We start from the raw sequence: 23,834 nt of genomic DNA on the forward strand, positions 1-23,834 counted from the left end.
TGCACAACCCCGGGGGGGGGGGGGCGCCCTGGCTCCCGGGCCCCCGGGGGGGGGGGGCGTTCCCCGGGGGGGGGGGGGGGGGGGGGCGCCCCCCCCCCCCCCCCCCCCCGGCCGTTGCCATGCCGGGCTAGGACCGGGACTGGTCGACCGCCACCAGGCGCAGTTCGCAGGTGTAGAGACGGCCGTCCGCGTCGGGCAGCCAGACGTGGTGGGGATCGGGACGCATCTCGGTGATCTCCACGGTGCCGTCGTCGAGACGCCGGGCCCGCCGCACGGCCATGAGGAAGTCATTGACGAACAGAGGGCTGTCGAAGTCCAGGTAGACCGGCTTGGGGCCGGCAGCCGTGCGCCAGAAGACGAAGCGCGGCATGCCCTGTGACTCCGCCCAGCGGCGCAGCCCGGCGAACGCGGCGGCCTCGTCGCTCACCGAGCCCACCGGCACCTCCTGCGCCGGGATCCGCCACTTCTCCCGGGCGATCACCATGCGGTCGATCGTCACCCGCGGAGTGTGGGCGGCGGGAGGGAGCGGGCGGAACAGGTTGACCAGGGCCTCCTGGGTCAGCTCCCCGATGACGTCCAGCACGGGCAGGCGCTGCCCCGAAGGGAGACGCACCGTGATCGAGGGGCCGGTGCGCTCGGCCGTCAGAGAGTCGAGGCGGATACTCCTGCCCCTGGGAACCTGCCGCTCCCCGTTCCCCGGCGCGAAGGAGAGGTACCAGTAGCGGTCCGAGAACAGCTCCGGCGTCGGGTAGTCGCGGCCGCTGACCTTCGCCGAGCGCGGGTAGCGGGGGACGATCCGAGGCCGGTCGGCGAGTGCCTCCTCGGCCTCGCTCAGGAGCCGGTCCGGATCGGGATGGGTCACCGTGAACGCGCCGTTGTCGAGCGTCGCCATGGTGAGGTGGACCTCTCCGAGCACGAGTTCGAACCGGCCCGCGCGCAACTCCTCGGGTCCGGCGGCGGCGATCATGACATCGGGACTGTGATGCGCGGCGCCGTACCACGTGGGAGGCGGCGCGGCGAATGCGGCCGCGACCGCGGTGGCCAGTTCGCCCGATTCGCGCTGGACTCTGCGCGTCCCCGGCTCCCAGTCCAGAATGCCGCTCCAGGACTTCTGGAACTCCTCCAGGACCGGAGCCGCCCATGATTGATCGGCCAGCCGCTCCAGCAGCCGGCCCACCAGGGTGCCGAGCGGGACTCCCTCGCCTGGCGTCATGTCGGCGAACTGGTCGTACAGCTCGCCGATGAGGGCGTCCACGCGCTCCCCGAACCGCCACGTCAACCACCGCGCGCTGTCGAGCATGAGCGAAAGCGGAGGCAGCAGGGCGTCACGCAGGCCGGTGCCGAGGACGATCTCGATGTCCCGCGTACAGTCCTCGTAGACCGCGCGCCGCCCGAACCGCCGCTCGTCCCTGGTGCGGACGGCCGCCACCCCCGTCAGCTCTTCCACGGCGTCGTCCAGCCTGCCGAGGGCCCTGGCCAGTGGCACCGGTCGGTCGTCCGCGGCCGCGACCTCCTCGCGCAATGCGAGAAGGCGATCCAGCGCGGCGCGGGCCCGCTCGCGGCCGGGGGAGTCCGGGAGCTTGTCCAGGTGCGCGCGCAGCGCCCGCTCGGGCCGGCGATCCACCGGGACGTTGGGCCGCCACGAGATGAGCCCCAGCCCCACGAGCCGGTCCAGCGCGCGGCACACATCGTCCTCGCCGGACACTCCCTCAACGCCCCGCCAGCGCAGCTCCACGGCGATGTCGCGAGGGGTCCGCCCGCCGTCGACCGCGGCCAGCACGGCGGCGTCCACGGGCGGCAGCCGGTGGGGAGACCCGTCGGCGTGGACCGCCAGCGTGCCCCGTACCGCTACTCCGATCGGGCGGGCGGGGGCGATCCGGCGGCGCAGCACCGGATCGGCGGCAACCGCGGCGCCGAGCGCGTCGATCACCCAGTCCTCGAAGCACACGGTACGCCGTGCGATGAGCCGCGGTCCGGGCCGCAGCGCGACGAAGGGGACGTCCGCGTCGAACCGGGTCCAGACGCTGGGGCCGAAGAAGCCGATGGTCTCGTTGCGCGTGTGGTAGCGCTGGGCGTACCGGGCCAGCGTCGCCTCCCTGCGACGCCGGTCCTTGGAGCGGGTGACGTCCGCGGCGTGGCGGCGCAGCCAGCCGTTGACGTTCTCCTCCGCGGCCGGGTTCTGCCACAGCAGCGCGGCGCGGAACGCGTCCCTGGCGGCGATGTCGAGCAGGCCCGCCGTGGCGCGGCGGATGCCCCGCTCCCACGATTTCCGCAGCGCTTCCGGCGGCGTGTCCGCGGCCAGCGCCGCCCGCGCCGTTTCCGGGTCCGCGAGCGACAGCAGCTCCTGTACGGGGAAGCCGGTGCCGCGCACGGCGACATCACTCCACAGCCGCCATGGCCCCCCGCTCATGGATTCCCGTCCTGCGCGGACCCGCTGACGGTCACCAGGCGGAACTCGCTGGTGTAGCGGCGCCCTTCGGCGTCCCGAAGCCACAGCTGCTCCGGCGTGGGCAACATCTCGGTGATCGTGGCCCGCAGCCCGGCGCCGCCGGGCCGGCGCATGGCCGTCGCGAACAGGCCGACCAGCATGGGGCTCTCGAAATCCAGGTAAAGAGGTTTGGGTTCCCAGGGCACGCGCCAGAACACGTGCCTCGGCAGGCCGAGCCGACGGGCCCAACGGCGGATCCCCGCGAACGCGGCGGGTTCGTCGTGCCCCTTGCCGGCCGGCATGGACGCCAGATCAGGCCGCCACGTCTCGCGCGCCACCACCAGCCGATCGACGGTGACCCTGGGGGTATGGGGCGACTCCGGCATGGGGCGGAAACAGTTGACCACCCGCTGGGCCAGGAATTCGCCCACCACTTCCAGCAGCGGGGTGCCGGGCCCCTGGCCGTCCGGGCGCAGCACGACCGGGCCGGTGGGGAGTGGCCGCACGACGAGGTCGTCGATCAGCCGGATCCGGTGCCGCGGAGCGGGCCGCGCACCGCGGCGCCGCCCGAAGGACAGATACGAGTTCCGCTCGGACTGCAGCTCGGGGGTCGGATAGTGCAGGGTCGAGAGGTTCGGCAGTCCCCGCGGATAGAGCGGGACGTGCCAGGGATAGGGGTGGGCGTGCTGGTCCGCCGCGGCGACGAGCCGCGCGCTGTCGGGATGGAACTGGGTGAACGACAGGGCGGCCAGGCTCATCTGCGACAGGTGCATCTCTCCCATGACGGCCATGCGCTCACCGGTGCCCTCGTGCTGCGCGACCATGATGTCCGGGCTGTGGTAGCCGGCGGAGTGCCAGGGCGGTGGTCCGGATGCGGGGAACATCCGCGACACCGGCTCCCGCAGCAGTGCGGCGTCACGTTCCAGCCGCGCGTCCGTCTCCTCGTACGCGAGGACGTCACGCCAACGCTCCTGGAACGCCGCGACGGCCTCTCCTTCGGCCGCGGCCCGCTCCAGCGCGGGCATCAGCCGGGAGATCACCTCCGGCAGGGGCACCTCGCCGGTCCCCCCGAACTCCGCGAGGATGCCTTCCAGGATCTCCGCATACGAGCGGCCGAGGCGTGCGACGAGCCATCGCGCGCTGTCCAGCAGCAGCGTCAAGGCCGGGCCGATGTCCTCGAGCAAGTCCGTCCCGACGGCGACGTCCGCGTCACGCTCGCAGTCCTCCACCACCACCCTGCGGGCCTTGCCGGCGCTCCCCGCCTGGCGGTAGGCGGGCGCCCCTGTGACGGAGCCGAATCTCTCATCGATGTCCCGCAGCTTCTTGTGCAGGAGGTCGGCTTCACCCGTCGACGGCGGGATCTCGGCGCGTGCCCGATCGAGGTCCTCGAGCACGGCGAGGGCCCGGTGTTTCGCGGGGCCGTCCGGCAACCGGGTCACCTGGTCGCGCAGCGCCGCCGCGGCGGCTGGGCTGACGGGAATGTCGAACCCCCAGTCGAGGATCCCCATCTCGGTGAGCCGGTCGAGATCCCGGACGATCTCCTCCGCCGTCCGGTTCCGGGCGTCGCCGCGCCATCGCACCTCGGCGGCGATCGCCTGCGGGGTCCTGGATCCGTCGCAACACGCCGCGACCAGGGCCAGATCGGGGTCGAGCACCGTCGTCGGCGAGCCGGCGCGCAGGACCGCCCGCCCGTGCAGCCGGGTGCCGAGCGCGAGGACCGGCGGGAGATGGCGGCGCAATCCGAAGTCGTCGGCGAACGTCCGGGCCAGGGACGTCACCGCCCAGTCCTCGAAGACGACGGAGCGGGCTCGTACCAGCCCGGGGCCCGGCCGGAATCGGATGCCCTGCTCGGCCGCAGAGAAGGCGCCCCACATCGAGGGCCCGAAGAAGCCGATGGTCTCGTTCTTCGCGTGGTAACGCTGCAGATACTTCATCAGCTTGATCTCGCGGCGTTTGCGATGTTTGTCGCGGGCATAGGCGGCGTCATCGCCGCCGGCGTTCCGCAAGCGGTCGACCACGCTGGTCAGGAAGTCGGGGTTCTGCCAGACCAGAGCCTGTCGCACCCCGCCGTCCTCCACGATGCGCAGCATCTCCCCAGCCGTACGCGCAAGCACGGCGTCCCAGCGCGCCCGGAAACGCGGTGCGGTAAGAGGCTCTTCGACGGAGAGATCGGCCAGCAGCGCGCATTCCCGGTCGGCGACGGCCTCCAGCCGCGAGAGCGGGAAGCCGGCGCTGCGTAGACAGAAGTCTCGCCAGACGAGCCAGCCGCCATCCCCGAGAGATATCCGCAAGGGCTGCTCACCCGGTGCCGGGTCCACCGAGGACCGGGCTGCGCTGCTCATCGTCAAGGGCCCCTTTCCGTATCCGACCGACCGCGTGGCCCAGTCTGTTCCCGCCCCGTTCAGCCGAAAAGGCGCAGGTGCGACACACGGCGAGAATTCGCCATCCTCTGAGCGGCGACGGGGCCGGGCACGACGGCGCGTGCATGATGAGGCGTCATCGGATACCGGCGCGTGACAGATGGCGGTGAAGCGACACAGATGTTCGAGGATGACGACGCGCGCGTCTACAGAGTCGTGGTCAACGACGAGGAGCAGTACTCCCTCTGGCCTGTCGATCGCGAGCCCCCGCCAGGATGGCGGGCGGAGGGGAAACAGGGGGCGAAGGCGGAATGCCTGGCGCACATCGGTGAGGTTTGGACCGACATGCGTCCCCGTAGCCTCCGGGACCGGCTCGCGTGAGCCCCAGGGTCGGGGCGGTGCTGGAGCCGCAAGGATTCTCCGTCCCGGAAACGCTGGAGCGCGCCGCGCTCGTCGAGGACCTGGGCCTCTCGTCCCTCTGGCTCGTCCAGATGCCCGGCCAGTGGGACGGCGCGACCATACTGGCGGCCCTGGCCGAGCGCACGAAACGGATGACGCTCGGCAGCGCCATCCTGCCCCTGTACTCCCGGCCGCCGGTCGTCATGGCATCGACGGCGATCACGCTGGACGAACTGTCCCGAGGGCGGTTCGCCCTCGGACTGGGTCTGGGACATCGCGGGGTGGGGGAGTGGATGGTGGGAGCGGGCGCCGCGCCGCCCGCCGTTCCGGCCACGCGGGAGTACCTGCGGATCGTGCTGGGGGCCATCAGGGACGGCGAGGTCGATCACGACGGCGAGTGGTTCAGCGGGCACGTCTTCTACCCGGACAGCCAGGCGCGGCGGTCCGAACTGCCGGTGTACCTGGGCGCGTTCGGACCGAAGATGCTCGAACTGGCCGGCGAGGTCGCCGACGGCGCACTGTTGTGGATGTGCACCCCCGAGTACGTCCGGGACACTGCCATGCCGGCGCTACGGCGCGGCTGGGAGCGCCGTAGCGACGGGAGATACCCGGGAGGTGCCGGGTTCGACGTGGCCGTGCTGCTCTCGGCCGCGGTCACCCCTGACCCGGCCGCGGACCGGGCGAGGTTCGGCGACTATCTGGCCAACTACCTGCGCGTCCCCACGTACCGGCGGCTCTTCACCGCCAGCGGCTTCGGCGCGCAGCTCGCGGCCGGTCGGGCGGACGAGGCGATGATCCATGGTCTCGGCGCCATCGGCGACGCCGCGGAGGTGGGCGGGCGCATCGAGACGTTCGCGGCGGCGGGCGCCACGCAGATCCTGATCTCCCCCACGGCAGGCGCCTTCTCCGACCGGGAGCAGTACCTGGCAACGGTACGTGTGGCCGTGACCTGAGAAGGCACCGAAAAGACTCTGTCCCAGCCGCTCAGCGGGGCAGAGTCTTTTCGTGTGCGGGCCGGCCTTCAGCGGTTGCGCCGGGCGGCGAGCCGCCGCAGGCGCTCGTCGTCGGCGGCGGAGGCCCGCCGGCGTTGCGGTCGCACCGCGGCGGGCCGGCTCCCGCCGAGGTAGGCGGCCAGAGCACGCACGGTCGGATGCTCGTAGAGGGCCAGCAGCGGGATCTCATGCCCGAGTTCCTCGCGAAGGGCCGCGTGGACGGCGGTCATCCGCACCGACGTCCCGCCCAGGTCGAAGAAGTTGTCCTCGGGCCCCACAGCGTCGAGCCGGAGCACCGCCGCCCACACATCGCGGATCAGCCGCTCCACCTCGTCCAAGGGACGGCCGTCGGTCGCGGCGGGGCGGGCGGCGCCGGGGCGCTGAGGAGCCGGTTCAGGCAGCGCGGAGCGGTCGATCTTGCCGTTCGCCGTCAACGGGATCTCCTCCATGTGCATCACCAAGGTCGGCAGTGAAGGGGCGGCCAGATGTGGGGCGAGATACGCGCGCACCTCACCGACACTGATCGGCAGGCCGTCGGTGGTTCGTACGTAGCAGACCAGCTCCAGATCGGGGCCGACCCGGCGAGCGAGGGCGACGGACTCGCGCACCCGGGGATGGCGGCGCAGCACGGCGTCGACCTCGGCGAGCGAGACCCGGTGACCGCGGATCTTGACCTCCTCCTCGTCGAGCCGGCCCAGGAACTCGATGGTGCCGTCGGGCAGCCGGCGGCCGGAGTCGCGGGTGGCGAAGCTCCTGACGCCCGGCGCCGGGTCTGGGGAGAAACGCGCTCGCGTGAGCTCCGGGTCGAGATATCCCAGAGCCAGATGCCGGCTCCGTACGGTGATCTCACCGACCTCCCCGACCGCGGCGGGATGCCCCGATGGCGTCACGACCACCAGTTCGGCGCCTGGAGCGCCCGCTCCGAGCGGCAGGGGCGTGGCCCACCCGCGCCTTGCCGCCCAGTCCGCCGCCGTACGCGCCGTGACCTGCCGGAAGGACGGCAACTGCGGGGTCTCCGTGGCGCCGTACCCGAGGACGACGCGCGCGCCCTGAGCGACGCCGAGCAGATCCCGGACGTCGCGCGGGGTCGCCGCGTCACCTCCTAGGCACACCAGGCGCAGGTGGGGAAGGCGCAGCCCCGACGCGTCGGCGGCGCCGACGAGCATGCGCGACAGCTGCGGAGTCAGGTTGACGACCGTGATCCGCTCGGCCGAGAGCCAGCTCACCAGGCGCTGAGGGGACGCGACGGACAGCCCGGCGGGTGGCACGAGCAGCCTGCCGCCGCACCACAACGGCGCGAACACATCCCGGAACAGCGGGTCGTGCCCCAGTCCCGAGAGAAAGGCGAAGCGGTCCTCGGCGGAGAGTCCGAACTCCCGGCAGTACCAGCTCAGAAAGTGCACCAGAGGGCCCGGCCCGGCCGCGACGGCCTTGGGGCCCGAGGTGGTGCCGGAGGTGAACACGACGTGGCCGGTGTCCCCGCCCGAGTCCCCGCGCCGCGCATGTCCCTCCACGACGACCTCACCGGCGTCGGTCATGCCGATCAGCGCCGGGCCGCCGCGGACCGCTTCGAGGGCGGGCCGTTCGCCGGAGCGGAACAGCACGGCCTCAGAGGCCGTCAGCTCCATGCAGGCGGCGACGCGGTTGCCCGGAAGCCCGGGATCGAGCAGCGCGTGGCGGCACCCGGCCAGCCACGTTCCCAGCAGGAGCGCCGGCAGGACGCTGGAGCGCGCCGCGAGCACGGCGACCGTGGCGCCCGGGGCGACGCCGGCGCGCTCCAGGGCGGCGGCGACGTTGTACGCGTCCTTGTACAGGTCGGGGGAGGAGCGGGAGCCGTGGTCGTCGACGATGGAGCCGGTGCCGCGCTCCACCCGGCGGGCCAGCTCGCGCACCGCCCGCCCGGCGGGCAGGGACTCCGTTCCCAGCGGCGCGGGCCCGGGGGCCGGCAGCGGGAGATCGAAGGGGTCCTGGCGAGGGTCCGCGACGAGCGCGGCCAGCATCGTCTCGTACTGGTCGAGCAGCGCGGCGGCCAGCTCCGCGTCGAAGGTGCCCGCGTCGCCCACCACCTTCACGGCCAGCCGTTCGCCGTCGTCCGTCAGATAGACGTTGAGGTCGTAGATGGCCGGATGAGGCATGGGCGGCGCCATCTCCGTCCGCAGGCCGGTCATGGCGGGCGCGGACTCAGGAGCGCCGAGGTGGTTGAACCAGACCGCGAAGGGCCGCTCCAGACCGGTCGCCGCGAGCACCCGGTCGAACGGCACGTCCGCGTTGGCCTGGATCAGTGCCCACTCCTCCCCGAGACGAGCGGTCAGTTCCGCGAACGACCGGGTGCCGCGCAGATCGATCCGCACGGCGACGGTGTTGATGAAGAAACCCACCATCGCGTCGGAGCCGGGGCCGTCCCGGCGGGAGATCGGCACGCCCACGCAGATGTCCCGTTGCCCGCTCCACCGGCCCAGAAGAGAGCCGAACGCGGCGAGCAACACGACGAAGGACGTCGTGCCACACCGCCGCGCCAGCTCCTCCGCTCCGGCGCGGACCCCGGGCGAGAGCTCGCGCACGCGATGCCGGCCGACGCCCGCCGGGCCGCGCTCGACGTCGATGGGCAGCCGGGCCGGTGCCGTTCCCGCGAGATAACGCTGCCAGAAGCCGGTCTGCCGGCGCAGGACGTCGTCGTCGAGGGCACGCGCCTGCCAGCGCACCGCGTCGGCGAAGCCGAGAGCGGTGGCCGGTGCCGTCGGCGGCGTCCCGCGGAGCAGGGCGCTGTACAGCTCGCCCAGTTCGGTCAGGATGATCTCGGTGGACCGGCCGTCCACGGCCAGGTGGTGGATGGCCAGCACCAGGCGGTGCCGATCCGGCGAGGTGAGGAGCAGCGCGCGCAGCGGCAGGTCGGAGGCGAGGTCGAAAGGACGCCGTAGGAACGCCTCCGTCGCCATGTCGAACGCGTCCTCGGGCTGTTCGTCGACCCACAGGCCCGCGGGCTCCCCGAGCACCGTGGCGACGGGCCCGCCGTCACGTGGGTCCACGACTGTGCGCAGCGTGCTGTGCCGCCGCGACAGCTCCCGCAGAGCCGCGCGCAGCGCGCCTTGATCCAGCGCGCCGTGCATCTCCATCACCAGGGGGACGGTGTACGCCGTGCTGGAGGGGGCGAGCAAATGGGACAGCCAGAGCCGGAACTGCAAAGGGCTGAGCGGGTACTCGGCCGCGCTGGACGGGGCGGTCTCGTGTGCCGGGGCCGCCTCCCCGCGAAGCCAGGCTGCCAGCTCCGCCGGGGTGCGATGCGCGAACACGATGTGGGAGCGCACGTCGAGCCCCAGCCGCGCCCGCAGCGTGCCGGAGAGGACCGCGCTGGTCAGCGAGGTGCCTCCGAGGCGGAAGAAGTCGTCATGCACGCCGACTTCGTCCAGCTCCAGAGAGTCGGCGAAGACCTCCGCCACCAGTCGCTCGAGCGGGTCGCGCGCGGGCGCCGCGGTCTCGGCGGCCCGCACCGGCACATCGGGCAGAGCCCGCCGGTCCAGCTTCCCGTTCGGCGTGAGCGGCAGGTCGTCCACCTCGGCGAAGGCGCTGGGCAGCATGTACGACGGCAGGCGTCGAGCCACGTGCTCGCGCAACCCCTCGTCCCGTCCGACGACGAAGGCCACCAATCGCTCGCCCTGGACCTTCACCACGGCCTGGTGGACGGCCGGATGCTCCTCCAGCACCGCCTCGATCTCGCCGAGCTCGATCCGGTGGCCGCGCAGCTTGACCTGGTCGTCGGAGCGGCCGCCGAACTCGAGGGTCCCGTCCGGGCACCACCTGGTGAGGTCGCCGGTCCGGTAGAGCCGCGCACCCGGCGGCCCGAACGGGTCGGGCACGAACCGCTCGGCGGTCAGCGCGGGACGTCCGAGATAGCCGTCGGCGACGCCCGAGCCGCCGATGAAGAGCTCTCCGGTTGCCGCGGGCGCGCCCGCCGCATCGAGCACGTGGACGGTGGTGTTGTCGACGGGCAGCCCGATGCGGATCTCCCCGGGGTCGGACGGCACCTCCCAGGCCGTGGACCAGATGGTGGTCTCCGTGGGGCCGTAGACGTTGATCAGCCGGTGCACGCGGGCCCGCAGCCGCCGGGCGAGGCGGAGCGACAGCGCCTCCCCGCCGGTCAGGGCCACCACCGGCGGGAAGTCACCGGTCAGCAGCACTCGCCAGCCCGAGGGAGTGGCCTGGACATGGGTGACTCCGTGAGAGCGGATCAGCGCTGCGGCGGCGGTGCCGTCGCGCGCCGCGTCGGAGCCGGCGATCACGCAGCTTCCCCCGCTGATCAGCGGCAGATACAGCTCCAGCGCGGAGATGTCGAACGAGAGCGAGGTCAGAGCGAGCCACACGTGCTCCGGCGCGGTCTCCAGCAGGGAACGGGCCCAGAGGAGGAAGTTGACGAGCGCGCGATGGGGGACGACCACACCCTTGGGGCGCCCGGTGGAACCGGAGGTGTACAGGACGTATGCGGGACTGCGGGGATCGACGCGGACACCGCCGTACTCCTCACTGGCGAGCCCGGTCGCCGTGAGGGCGTCGCCCAGGTGAAGAGCGGGAATCCCGGGGAGGGCGAGCCCTGGCTCGGTCAGCAGGACGCTCGCGCCGCTGTCGGCGATGATGTGGGCGATCCGCGCTTCGGGATCGGCGGGGTCGATCGGAAGGTAGGCCGCGCCGCATGCCGAGACGCCCAGGAGCGCGGCGAGCATGTCCGCGCTCCTGCCGACGCGAACGGCAACCAGCGTGCCCTCGCCGACGCCATGCCGCCGCAGATGAGCGCCGACGCGGTCGGCCCGCGACAGAAGGTCCTCGTAGGTGAGGCACATGTCGCCATGACGGACGGCGACACTTCGGGAGGGCTGCCGCCGTACGAGGTCGATCAGCGTGAGGTCGGGCAGCTCACGGGCGGCTCCGCGAGCGCCGCTCGCCGACGCCGCCCCGGCCTCGGCACGGCCGCCTCGCCCTGACGTGTCATCCGACATCGTCATCGTCCTCCCCCGGTGTTCACACGAGGCGGAGGTCGAGTCCGCCGGTTCTGCCACATCGTGCAGCAGCATCACCACGAACGGGGGGTGTGGAAAGGGCGATGGCGACTATTCGTCAGCCATCGCCGTGATCCTTGTTGCCGTCCGAACGCGGCCAGAATCATGCCGCCTATGATCCGACGTCCGAACGGCGCCACGACGAACCGCGACGCGAAGGTCTCCACCGAGCACGCCGAGCCGCGAACGGTGACGGCAGCGTCGGGGCAGGAGCTGTCCCCGGCGAAGCGGGCGCTCCTCGCGCGGCTGCGGCAAGGCGAGGCCGCGACGGCCCCGGCCATTCCCAGGCTGGAGTCCAACGGGCCCTTACCTCTGTCCTACGCGCAGGAGAGGGTGTGGTTCGCCGATCGGCTCGACCCGGACAAGCGGGCGTTCAACCTGGTCACCGCGGCCAGAGGGGTGGCCTTCGAGTCGGGGCCGGAGGTGGAGGGCCTGCTGGCCGCCATCGTCGCCCGCCACGACGTGCTGCGGACCTCCATACGCATGGTCGATGAGGAGCCCAAGCTGTTCATCGCCGACTCGGTGCCCATCCGGGTGCCCGTGCGGGACTGCTCGGGCGAGCACGGCGCCGATCCCGAGGCGATCGCCCGGCGCGAGGCGGTCGCGATCGGCAGGCGCGAATACGACCTCGAGCGCGCCCCGCTGTGGCGGGTGGAGCTGGTGAAGCTGCCCGGTGACGAGATGATGCTCGTGCTGGCCGCCCACCATGTGATCGTCGACGGCACGTCGTTCCAGCTGTTCGGCTTCGAGCTCGCCGGACTCCTCCAGGAAGCCGCGCCGCAGGTCCGGTTCGCCGACTTCACCTCCTGGCAGCGCGAGCGGGCCGAGAGCGGCGGCTTTCGGACGGAGCTGGACTACTGGAGAAAGCGTCTCGACAACCTGCCGGCGCCGCTGGAGCTGCCCGCCGACCGCCGCAGGCCGGTCCGCTCGACGTTCGACGGCGCCACCATCGGCATGTCGGTCCCGCAGCACACGGTGCGCGCGGTCCGCGCCCTCGCGAAGGAGACGGGCGCCACCCCCTACCTCACCCTGCTCGCCTCCTTCGTCGCGCTGTTGCACCGCTGGACCGGCGAGCGCGACGTGGTGATCGGCTCCTCGACCTCCGGGCGCACCCGCCCCGAGGTCGAGCGCATGCTCGGCGTGTTCAACAACGTGATGGTGCTGCGGACGCGACTGAACGCGGACCTGTCGTTCAGAGACCTGCTCGACCGCGTCAAGGAGGAGGTCACCGAGGGCTTCGGCCACCAGGAGGTGCCCTACGAATACCTCGTTCGCGAGCTGGGGGGCGGGACCGGCGGCCTGGTCAATGTCTGCTTCAACATGCCGACCGACCAGGCGGCGCCCAACATGCTCGACCTGCCCATCTCCCTCGACGGCTCCCACTTCGACCTGACCGGGCACGTCAGGGCGGAGCCGGACGGCGAGCTGCGGATGGAGTTCGAGTACTCCTTGGAGCTGTTCGACGAGAGCACCGTGCGACGCCTCCTGGAGCAGTACCTCGGCCTGATCGACGAGCTCGTCACGCTGCCGGACCGGCCGGTGGCGCAGGCCCCCATGCCGGTATCGGTGGTCGACGGACCCCACTCGGAAATCCCGGGAACGCTGCCCGAACTGGTGCTGGCACAGGCGCGGCAGACCCCGCAAGCGACTGCCGTGATCAGCGGCGGAGACACGCTCACCTATGCCGAGCTGGTGCGCCGTGCCCGCGCGACATCGGCCGCGCTCCGGGCGCGGGGTGTGCGGGCGGGCACGGCGGTGGGCGTACGGCTGGCCCGCGGTCTCGACCTGCCCGTCACGGTGCTCGGCACCTGGCTGGCGGGTGGTGTTTACGTGCCGCTCGACCCCGCGCTGCCCGACGGCAGAAGCCGCCTGATCGTGGAGGAGACGCGGGCCGTCGTCATCGACGCGGCGCATGACGTCTCAGGGGCCGCCCCGGACGTGACGGAGATCGGGGCCGGGCCGGGGAGCCCTGCCTACATCGTCTACACCTCCGGCTCCACAGGGCGGCCCAAGGGCGCCGTGGTCACGCACGCGGGGATCGCCAACCGGGCGCTGTGGGCGGTGCGCGAGCACGGCTTCGGACCGGGCGACCGCATGCTGCACAAGACCCGGATCAGCTTCGACGCGCACGTGTGGGAGCTGTTCGCGCCGCTGATCAGCGGCGGAGCGGTGGTCATGGCACCGCCGGGCGCCGAGGAGGACCCGGAGACCCTGTTGCGGGCGGTCGCCGACCATCAGGTCAGCGTGCTGCAGGTGGTGCCCTCCGTGCTGAGGTTGCTGGTCGACGTGTCGTGGGACGGCTGCGAGAGCCTGCGCCTGCTGTTCTGCGCCGGTGAACCCCTCCACGCCGAGCTGTGCCGGCGCGTTTTCGCCCATCGGCCGGACATCCGGCTGATCAACACCTACGGCCCCACCGAATGCGCGATCGATGTCAGCGCGCACGTCGTCGATCCCTCCCAGACCGAGGGCCCCATCCCGATCGGCCGCCCGATCGACGGCCTGCGCCTGCTGGTCCTCGGCCCGGCCGGCCGACCCGTCCCGCCGCTGGCACCGGGCGATCTGTACGTTGCCGGCCCCGCCGTCGGCCTCGGATACCTGAGTCGCCCCGAGCTGACCGCCGAAGCCTTCGTCCCCGATCCCACGGGCCACGGCCGGCGCCTCTACCGCACCGGGGACCGGGCTCGTCTTCGCGCGGACGGCGTGCTGGAGTTCCTCGGCCGGCGGGACCACCAGGTCAAGATCAACGGAGTGCGGGTGGAACCGGAGGAGATCGCGGCGGTCCTCGCCCGGCACCCCGATGTCCAGGCCGCCGTCGTGACCGCCCGCGAGGGGCGCCTGACCGCGTACGTCACCGGGGCGGCCACCCACGACGACCTGCGTGCCCATCTGCGCGAGCAACTGCCCGCCCCCATGGTGCCCGGCAGGTTCGTCACCCTTGACCGGCTTCCACTCAACGCCAGCGGCAAGGTGGACCAGGCCGCGCTGCCGGAACCGGAATCGCTCCGCCCCGGCGGCAGGCCTCCTGGCGGCCCGGTCGAGGAGCGGATCGGCGAGATCTGGGCGGAGCTCCTGGGCCTGGACACGCCCGCGGGCGCCCACGACGACTTCTTCACCCTCGGCGGGCACTCTCTGCTCATGACGCGTCTCGGCATGCGGCTGCGCCGGGAGTTCGGCGTCGAGCTCCCACTGCGCGAGCTGCTCTCCGCCGGCACCGTGGCGCGGCAGGCCGCGCTGGTGTCCGTCGGCGACGGCGCGGCGAGTCCCGTCCCGCCCGCCCGTCGCGACCTGCCCATGCCACTGTCACCCGGCCAACGGCGGCTGTGGTTCCTGGACAGGATGGAGCCGGGCAGCACGCAGTATGTTGTGCCGCTCCTCCTGCGGCTGCGCGGCCGGTTGGACGCCGACCGCCTGGAGCGCGCCCTGACCGAGGTCGTGCGTCGGCACGAGGTGCTCAGGACCCGCTACGACGTCGCCGACGCCGCGGACCAGGACCCGGAACCCGTCCAGATCGTCATGCCGGCGGCGCCCGTGCCCCTGCGCCGCGCGGAAGGGCCGCTGCCCGCCGTGCTGGAGGAGGAGCTCGGCCGCCCCTTCGACCTGGCCACGGGATGCGTCCTTCGTGCGGTGCTCGTCGCCGAGGGCTCGGATCGGCAGGTGCTCGCGCTGCTCGTGCACCACATCGCCTGCGACGGATGGTCGCTGGAGATCCTGGCGCGGGAGCTCGGCGCGATCTACGCGGGAGAGTCCCCCGCGCCGCCGCCCATCCAGTTCGGGGACCTCGCCGTCTGGGAGCGCGACACACGCGGCGACGGCCAGAGGGAGGAGGCACTGCTGGCGTACTGGCGGGAACGCCTGGGCGAATCGCCGGTGATGGAGCTCCCGATCGACCGGCCTCGGCCTGCCGAGTTCACCGGCGAGGGCGCCGTCAGCGGATTCCTCGTTCCCGCGTCGCTGGCCGCCCGGTTGCGCGAGATCGGCCGGGCCCGTGCGGCGACGCCGTTCATGACGTTGCTCGCCCCTTTCCTCGTCATGCTGTCGCGCTACTCGCGGGTTGCCGACACGGTGGTGGGAACACCGCTGGCCGGACGGGTTCGCCCCGAGACCGAGAACCTGATCGGGTTCTTCGCCAACACGCTGGTACTCCGTACGGACCTGGCGGGCGACCCGACGTTCACCGAGCTCCTCGAACGGGTGCGGACGACGGTGCTGGACGCGTACGCCCACCAGGAGCTGCCGTTCGAGCGGCTGGTGGAGGAGCTGGTCCAGCGGCGTGACCTGTCCCGCAACCCGTTGTTCCAGATCATGTTCGAGATGAACGACGGAGCGGGGGCGATGTCGCCGGCCTTCGGCGACGTCTCGGCCGAGCGGGTCATCGAGATGCCGTGGCACACGGCCAAGTTCGACCTCACCCTGTCGGTCGAGCGATGCCCCGACGGGCGTCTCCAGTGCTGGTTCGAGTACGCGACAAGCCTGTTCGACGCGGCCACCATCGAGCGGATGACCGGCCACTACCTGCGGCTGCTGGAAAGCATCGCCGCGGACCCCGACGCCCCCGTCAGCGCGCTCGACATGATGACCGACGACGAACGCCGGGTGCTGTTGCACGAGTGGCCGGATCCGCAGGCAGATCGGCTCGACCTCCTCGATCCTCCCGAGGGGCGGCACCTGAGCGTGCAGGCCCTGTTCGAACGCCAGGTGCGGCGGACCCCGGATGCGGTGGCGGTCGTCTGCGGCGAGCGGCGGCTCACCTATGCGGAGCTCAACCGGAGCGCCAACCGCCTGGCCCGCCACCTCCGCGCGGCCGGCGTCGGGCCGGAGACCGTCGTCGCCGTGTGCCTGGAACGCGGTCTCGACGCCGTCGTCGCGCTCATGGGCGTCCTGAAGTCCGGCGGCGCCTACGTGCCGTTCGACCCGGGGCATCCCGCCGAGCGGCTGAACTTCATGCTCGCCGACGCGCGTGCCAAGGTCGTGGTGACCCAGCGGCGGTTCGGTGACCTGTTCGACGGCGGCGCGCACCGGCTCGTCGTGGTCGACGCCGACGAGGAATGGACAGGCGGCACCGACCCGGGCGGCCCGCCCGTCATCGTGCGGCCCGATGGCCTCGCCTACATCATCTACACCTCCGGTTCGACGGGGCGGCCGAAGGGCGTCATGATCGAGCACCGGTCGTACGCGCACCACTGCCAGGTGATAGCCGACGCCTACGACATCGGACCCGGTGACCGGGTCGTCCTGTTGTCGGCGCTCACCTTCGACGTCGCCATGGATCAGATGGCGGCCACGCTGCTCGCCGGTGCGACGATCGTCGTCGGCGACCCGATGTTCTGGACACCGGCCGAGTTGCCGGCGAGGCTCGCCGAGCACCAGGTGACGATCATGGAGATCACCCCGGCGTACTACCGCGAGCTCATGGCTTCCGACGTGACCGGGCTGACGGGCCTGAAGCTGATGAACGTCGGCAGCGACGTGGTGACGGTCTCCGACGCGCGGACGTGGGCGCGGACCGGGCTGCCCGCACGCTTCCTGTGCAACTACGGCCCCACCGAGGCGACCGTCACCTGCCTGCTCCACCCCGTGGACGGCGCCGACGCCGGCGACCGGGAGGAAGCGGCGCTGCCCATCGGGCGGCCCATGGCCGGCACCAGGGCCTACGTGGTCGACGCCGGCTTCCAGCCGGTGCCCGTGGGAGTTCCCGGCGAGCTGTGCCTCGCGGGCGTACGGCTGGCCCGCGGCTACTACGAACGTCCGGAGCTGACGGCCGAGCGGTTCGTGCCGGATCCGTTCGGCCTCGTGCCCGGAGGGCGCCTCTACCGTACGGGCGATCTCGTCCGCTACCTCGAGGACGGGACGATCGAGTTCCTCGGACGCATCGATCAGCAGGTCAAGATCCGCGGGTTCCGCATCGAGCTCGGCGAGATCGAGTCGGCGCTGGCCGGACATCCGGCCGTGCGTGCCGTCGCAGTCGTGAGCCGCCGGGCGCCGGACGGCGACCAGCGGCTCGTCGCCTACCTGGTCTTCCACGACGGCCCGCCGCCGGCTGCGGGCGAACTGCGCGCGCACCTGCGCGACCTGCTCCCCGAGTACATGATTCCGGCGCACTGGGTCACGCTGGACGCGCTGCCGCTGACACCGAGCAAGAAGGTGGACCGCAAGGCACTGCCCGCCATCGGTCCGGATCTCACCCCGACGGCGTCACCGCCGCCGCGTACGCCGGTCGAGCAGCGCATCGCGGAGATCTGGTCCGCCGTGCTCGGCATCGACGACATCGGCATCGGCCAGGACTTCTTCGAGCTGGGCGGGCACTCGCTGCGAGCCACCCGGGTGCACTCCCGCATCCAGGAAGCGTTCGGCATCGAGCTGCCCCTGCGCCGCATGTTCGAGGCGACCACCGTCGAGGAGCTGGCTCGGGTCGTCCACGCCGAGGTCGAAGCCACCGTCGCGGCGCTTTCCGACGAGGAGATCGCCGCGCTGCTGAAACTGGAGGAACCGCAGTGAGCTCGTCCGCCGAGGCCAGGCGCAGGCTGCTGGAGCGTCGTCTGAGCGGCCGGGCGGCCGACTCGGGCATCAGGCGGGCCCCCAGGGACAGGCCACTGCCGCTCTCACCCGCCCAGCGCCGGATGTGGCTGCTCGATCAGTTGCTTCCTGGGACCGCGGAATACGTCGTACCCCTGGTGCTGCGCCTGCCCGGACGCGCCCGGATCGACGATCTGGGGACGGCGTTGAGCGCGCTGGCCGAGCGGCACGACATCCTCCGCACCCGGTACACCGTGCTGGCCGGCGAGGTCCATCAGGTCGTCGACGACGCGGCGCCGCTGCCGCTCCCCGTGGTCGAACTCGGCGGCGAGCCGCTCGACGACGCCGTCCAGCGAGAGATCAGCCGGCCCTTCAACCTGGCCCGGGGGCCGGTGTGGCGGGCCGCGCTGCTGCGCGGCGCGGACGACGTGCTGGTCGTCTCCGTCCATCATGTCGCCTGCGACGGCTGGTCGATGGAGATCCTGGCGCGTGAGCTGGTGGCCTTGTACGAGGGCGCCGAGCTGCCTGACGCCCCGGTACAGTACGCAGACTTCGCGCTCTGGCAGCGTGACCGGTTGACCGGCGATCGGCTGCGCCGCCGCCTGGACTTCTGGCGGGCCGAGCTCGCCGGGCTGGACACGCTGGAGCTGCCGACCGACCGGCCCCGCACGGCTCCGCGCGACCCTAGTGGAGCTCGGGTCAGCTTCACGTTGTCCCCGCGGACCGGTCGAGCCCTGCGCGAGCTGTCGAGCTCTCAAGGCGCGACGCTCTTCATGGCCCTGCTGGCGGCGTTCGCCGCGCTGCTGGCCCGGCACACCGGACAGACGGACATCGCCGTGGGGACGCCTGTACTGGGAAGACCCCGCTCGGAGATCGAGGACACCGTCGGACCGTTCATCAACACGGTCGTCCTGCGTTGCGATCTCTCAGGCGATCCCGGCTTCAGCGAGCTCCTGGCGCGGGTGCGTGAGACGGCGCTCGGCGCCTTCGCCAACGACGACCTGCCGTTCGAGCGGCTCGTGGAGGAGCTGCGGCCCGAGCGCGATCTGACGCGCAACCCTCTCGTACAGGTCATGCTCCTGCTGGAGGACGGGGACCTCGCGGGGAACGCCTCGAACGGGTGGGAGGAACTGCCCGTCGCCTCGCCCGCGGTCAAGATGGACCTGATGCTGGGCTTCCGCGAGCTGCCCGACGGCACCCTCGCCGGCGGCCTGGAGTACGCCACGGCGCTGTTCGACGCGCGGAGCGCCGAGCGGCTGGCCGAGCGGCTGGTGCGGCTGCTGGACCGCGTCGTGGCCGACCCCGGCGCGCCGATCGGCAGGCTGCCGCTGATGGGGGAGGAGGAGCGGGCTCTCGTAGCCGGCTGGGCCACGGGCCCCGTGACGCCGCCACCGAGGCGGTGCCTGCACGAACTGGTCGAGGAGACGGTACGGCAAGCCCCGGACGCCGTCGCGGTGATCAGCGCGACCGAGCGGCTGACCTACGCCGAGCTGGACGCCCGCGCCGCCCGGCTGGCCGGCGAGCTGCGCGCGCAAGGGGCCGGACCCGATCGGCCGGTGGCGGTCTGTCTCCGGCGATCCGCCGAGTTGGTCGTCGCCCTGCTCGCCGTGCTCAAGGCCGGCGGCGCCTACCTGCCGCTCGACCCCGACGACCCGCCTGCCCGCCTCGCCGACCTGGTGGCCGAGTCCGGAGCGGCCTGCGTCGTCACCGACCCCACCATCGGGTTCCGGGCGCAGGACGTCCCGACGGTGCAGGTCGAGCAGGCGCGGCACGGAACGTACGCCACGGACGGCCCCGCTCGGGTCTCTCCCGAGAACCTGGCCTATGTGATCTACACGTCCGGGTCCACCGGACGGCCCAAGGGCGTGATGGTGCCACACCAGGGCATCGTGAACCGGCTGCTGTGGATGCAGCACCGCTACGGGCTCGCGCCCGGCGACCGCGTGCTTCAGAAGACGCCCTACACCTTCGACGTCTCGGTCTGGGAGTTCTTCTGGCCGTTGCTGGCCGGGGCCACGGTCGTGGTGGCCCCGCCCGGGACGCACCGCGACCCTGTGGAGCTGGCGGCGTTCATGAACGCCCAGGAGGTGAGCCATGTCCATTTCGTGCCCTCCATGCTGGACGCGTTCCTGGACGCCGCACGTGCCTTCGAAGGCGGGCGGTGCCCCCAGGGCTGGCGCCAGGTGTTCTGCAGCGGTGAGGCGTTGCGACCCGCGACGGCGCGTCGCTTCTTCGCCATGTCGGAGGCGAGGTTGCACAACCTGTACGGGCCGACGGAGGCGTCCGTGGACGTCACTTCCCACGAAGTGACGCCCTCCGACGAGCGGATCCCCATCGGCAAGCCGATCTCGGGCGTCAGCGTCCACGTGCTCGACGCGGAGCTGAACCCCGTCCCCGCCGGGGTTCCCGGCGAGATCCACCTGGGCGGGGTCGGCCTGGCGCGCGGTTACCTCGGACGCCCCGATCTGACCGCCGAGCGATTCGTGCCGGCCCCGTCCGGTCGCGGGCGGCTGTACCGAACCGGGGATCGGGGGCACCTGCTGCCCGACGGGTCGGTGGAGTACCTCGGCCGCCTTGACGACCAGGTGAAGTTGCACGGGCTGCGCATCGAGCTGGGTGAGATCGAGGCACACCTGCTGGCCTGCCCGTCAGTGGCGATGTCGGCCGTCGCGGTGGTCAGGGAGCAGCTCGTGGCCTATGTGGTGCCGGCCGAGGGACGACAGGTGTCCGGTGCCGAACTGCGGGCCCACCTGTCGGGACGGCTGCCCGCGTACATGATTCCCGCGCGGTACGTCTCCCTGGACGAGCTGCCGCTCACCGTCAGCGGCAAGATCGACCGGGCCAGGCTGCCCGAGCCGCCCCGGCAGCGGACGGTCGCCACGTCGGTTCCGCCGCGCACCCCCGTCGAGGAGGTGATGGCCGCCGCTTGGTGTGAGGTGCTCGGCCTGGACCAGGTCGGGGTGACGGACGGTTTCTTCGATGTCGGAGGCGATTCCATGCGCGCGGTCCGGCTCGTCGGCGAGCTGCGCTCGCGCGGGCTGGACGTGACCGTCGCCGATGTCTTCACCCGCACGATCGAGTCCCTGGCGGAGATCGCCGGCGGGCCGACGGAACGCATCGACGACCTGCGGTCTGAGCCGCTGGCTCTGCTGTCCGAGCAGGATCGCAGCCGGCTGCCGGACGGTGCCGCCGACGCGTATCCCCTGTCGGCCGTGCAGGCGGGCATGGTGTTCGAGATGCTGTCCGACGCCGAGATCCTCCCGTACAAGAACGTGACGGGCTACCGCATCACCGGCGAACTCGTCCTCGACGATCTGCGGCGCGCCGCGCGAGCGGTGACCCGCAGGCACCCGCTGCTGCGCACCTCGGTCGACCTGGACACCTACTCCGAACCTGTCCAGATCGTCCACCACGAGGCCGAGCCCGAGATCGCGTTCACCTCGCTGGCGGGGACGCCCGACGCCCACGCCGCGATCGACGACATCCTCGCCGCCGAGCGGAGCCGTCCGTTCGACCTCGCTGTGGCGCCGCTGTGGCGCCTGCACGCCTTCGAGCTCTCGGCCGGCGAATGGTGGCTCGCGATCGTCGAGTGCCACGTGATTCTCGACGGATGGAGCCACAACGCGCTGCTCGCGCAGCTCATGGAGGCCTACGGCGACATCCGTGCAGGAAGGGATCCCGACACGACGGAGCCGAACGTCACCTATGCCGACTTCGTCGCCATGGAACGCCGGACCCTGGAGTCGGCCGGCGACCGGGACTTCTGGTCCTCGCGGCTGACCAGCCACGACCGCCTCGTCCTGCCCTCCCGATGGAGGGAGCCGGGGCCCGACCGCGTCGAGAACAGGGTGTTCGGCAGCGCCCACCTGGAGGAAGGAGTGCGCTCGCTGGCGGCGGCCTGCGGAGTGTCCCCGAAGACCGTCTTCCTCACCGCCTTCGCCGCCACGCTGGCCCCGCTCGCCGCTTCCGACCGCTTCTTCTTCGGCATGGTCAGCAGCAGCAGGCCCGAGGCCATGGGCGGCTACGACGTCTTCGGCATGTTCCTCAACACGGTGCCCTTCGCCGTGACCCGCCCGTCGGGCACCTGGCGGGAGATGATCGCGGAGGTCTTCGCCGAGGAGGTGGCGCTGTGGCCGCACCGCAGGATGCCGCTCCCGGCGCTGCAGCGAGCCTACGGGGGCCGCGGCGTCCTGATCGAGGCCGCCTTCGACTATCTCGACTTCTACACCGTCGCGGGGACGGGCGTCGTCGACCTTTCGGCCACCAAGGACGACAGCCCCAACGAGCTGCCCTTCGAGATGACGGTCATGCCCGGACGGATCCTGGTCACGACTCGGCGGGCGCGGCTCGGCGAGCGTCACGCGGTGCGTCTGGGAGAACGATTCATCGAGACGCTCCAGTCGATGATCGCCGATCCCGACGGCCCGGCGACGAGCGCGGCCGGCCACTCCGGTCACTCCGACAACGGGGCCGAAGGAATCCCACACGTCCCCGACGTGCATCTTCCGCGTCGCTCGCCGCGTGACGCCCGGGAGAAGGCGGTCGCGGCCGTGCTGGAGGAGGTCTTGGACCTGGCCGAGATCGGGGTCGAAGACGACTTCTACGAGGCCGGAGGCCACTCCCTGGCGGCGATGCGGGTCGCGAGCAGGCTGCGGACCCTCCACGGGCTCCACGTCACGCCTCGCCAGGTCATGGAGCTCGGCACGTGCGAGGCGCTCGCCCGGGCCGCAGTCGAACTACGCGTCATATGAGTCCGGACGATCTCTGCTCGAGGAGTTCCACGTACATGAACGTTTTCCACGCCCTGGAATCCGAGGTACGCAGCTACTGCCGTACCTGGCCCACGGTGTTCGACCGCGCCCAGGGCAGCTGGGTCCACGACGAGAACGGTCGCGCGTACCTCGACTTCTTCGCCGGCGCGGGAACGCTCAATTACGGGCACAACCCCCCGGAGATCAAACGGGCACTGCTCCGCTACCTGGAGAGAGACGGCATCGCCCACAGCCTCGACATGTTCACCGTGGCCAAGCGGGACTTCCTGGAGAGGTTCCAGGAGGTGATCCTGGAACCGCGCGGCCTGGACTACAAGGTGCAGTTCCCGGGCCCGGCCGGTGCCAACGCCGTCGAAGCCGCGCTCAAGCTGGCCCGCAAGGTCACCGGCCGTACCGTCGTCGTCGGCTTCACCAACGCCTTCCACGGCATGACACTCGGCGCCCTCGGAGTGTGCGGCAACGCGAAGAGACGCGCCACCGCCGGTGTGCCGCTGGAGCACCACGTCATCATGCCTTTCGACGAGTCCGGCGCGGGCGGGTCCCCCGATCCGCTGCGGCTGGAGTCCGTGCTCGCCGGCCGGGCCGGTGACCGGCCCGCCGCGGTCATCGTCGAGGCCGTGCAAGGGGAGGGCGGTGTCAACGTCGCGAGCCAGGAGTGGCTGCGCGAGCTCGCCGAGACGTGCCGTCGTCACGGGGTGCTGCTGATCGTGGACGACATCCAGATGGGGTGCGGGCGCACCGGCGCCTTCTTCAGCTTCGAGGAGGCGGGAATCACGCCGGACATCGTCACGCTCTCGAAGTCGATCAGCGGTTACGGGCTTCCCCTGGCGCTCACCCTGTTCAGGCCTGATCTGGATGTTTGGGAGGCCGGAGAACACAACGGCACGTTCCGCGGACCCAATCCGTCGTTCGTCACCGCGACCGCCGCTCTGGACTTCTGGGTCGACGCGACGATGGAGAAGCAGACCCTGGCCAAGGGCCAGCAGGTGGAGGAGTTCCTCGCCGAGCTGTGCGCGGAGCACGCCGCGCTCGGGGCCGCCTACCGCGGACGCGGCCTCGTGTGGGGCCTCACCTTCGACGCCCCGGAACTGGCGGCGGCCGTGTCGGCCGCGGCGTTCGACGAAGGACTGCTGGTGGAGACGTCCGGTCCGCGGGACGAGGTGGTCAAGTTGCTGCCGCCCCTGACGGTCACCACGGAGGAGCTGACCCGGGGGCTCACCACCATCGCCGACGCGGTGCGACGGTGCGCCGCCCGGTCCGGGCTGACATGAGGGAGGCGCTCCCCGTTCGCATGCCTTGACATGATGATCTCCATGGGGCCA

8 protein-coding genes are annotated in these 23,834 nt (G+C 71.9%); 5 read left to right on the forward strand and 3 right to left on the reverse strand.

The window, feature by feature from the left end; translation table 11 throughout:
• Nucleotides 1–127 precede the first annotated feature (127 nt).
• On the reverse strand, nucleotides 128–2,410 hold the full coding sequence (locus tag ACIBI9_RS65145; RefSeq protein ID WP_397238718.1) for a lantibiotic dehydratase: 2,283 nt from the start codon (nucleotides 2,408–2,410) through the stop codon (nucleotides 128–130).
• Complete coding sequence (locus ACIBI9_RS65150) at nucleotides 2,407–4,770, reverse strand: lantibiotic dehydratase (RefSeq protein ID WP_397238720.1); 2,364 nt, start codon at nucleotides 4,768–4,770, stop codon at nucleotides 2,407–2,409. Before ACIBI9_RS65150 ends, ACIBI9_RS65145 begins: the two co-directional genes overlap by 4 nt.
• Before the next feature lie 198 nt (nucleotides 4,771–4,968).
• On the opposite strand from ACIBI9_RS65150, the gene ACIBI9_RS65155 reads away from it, so the two are divergent.
• Together ACIBI9_RS65155 and ACIBI9_RS65160 are read left to right on the forward strand one after the other, a co-directional pair.
• The gene (locus ACIBI9_RS65155) at nucleotides 4,969–5,169 is read left to right on the forward strand and encodes an MbtH family protein (protein ID WP_397238722.1); all 201 of its coding nucleotides are present in this window, start codon (nucleotides 4,969–4,971) and stop codon (nucleotides 5,167–5,169) included.
• Nucleotides 5,166–6,140, forward strand: a complete 975-nt coding sequence (locus ACIBI9_RS65160; protein WP_397238724.1) for an LLM class flavin-dependent oxidoreductase — start codon at nucleotides 5,166–5,168, stop codon at nucleotides 6,138–6,140. The genes ACIBI9_RS65155 and ACIBI9_RS65160 overlap by 4 nt, the downstream gene beginning before the upstream one ends.
• Before the next feature lie 68 nt (nucleotides 6,141–6,208).
• Here ACIBI9_RS65160 and ACIBI9_RS65165 read toward each other — a convergent pair whose 3' ends face one another.
• Complete coding sequence (locus ACIBI9_RS65165; RefSeq protein WP_397238726.1) at nucleotides 6,209–11,167, reverse strand: amino acid adenylation domain-containing protein; 4,959 nt, start codon at nucleotides 11,165–11,167, stop codon at nucleotides 6,209–6,211.
• Nucleotides 11,168–11,341: 174 nt separating this feature from the next.
• On the opposite strand from ACIBI9_RS65165, the gene ACIBI9_RS65170 reads away from it, so the two are divergent.
• From ACIBI9_RS65170 to ectB, 3 genes are read left to right on the forward strand one after another with little or no spacing between them, the layout of a single operon-like run.
• On the forward strand, nucleotides 11,342–17,722 hold the full coding sequence (locus ACIBI9_RS65170) for an amino acid adenylation domain-containing protein (RefSeq protein ID WP_397238728.1): 6,381 nt from the start codon (nucleotides 11,342–11,344) through the stop codon (nucleotides 17,720–17,722).
• Nucleotides 17,719–22,491 (forward strand): amino acid adenylation domain-containing protein, encoded by a 4,773-nt coding sequence (locus ACIBI9_RS65175; protein ID WP_397238730.1) that lies wholly within the window; start codon nucleotides 17,719–17,721, stop codon nucleotides 22,489–22,491. Before ACIBI9_RS65170 ends, ACIBI9_RS65175 begins: the two co-directional genes overlap by 4 nt.
• 35 nt (nucleotides 22,492–22,526) lie before the next feature.
• A complete protein-coding gene (gene ectB, locus ACIBI9_RS65180; RefSeq protein ID WP_397238732.1) occupies nucleotides 22,527–23,783 on the forward strand; it encodes a diaminobutyrate--2-oxoglutarate transaminase in 1,257 nt (418 codons plus the stop codon).
• Nucleotides 23,784–23,834 lie beyond the last annotated feature (51 nt).

It is taken from the genome of Nonomuraea sp. NPDC050451, assembly GCF_044458585.1.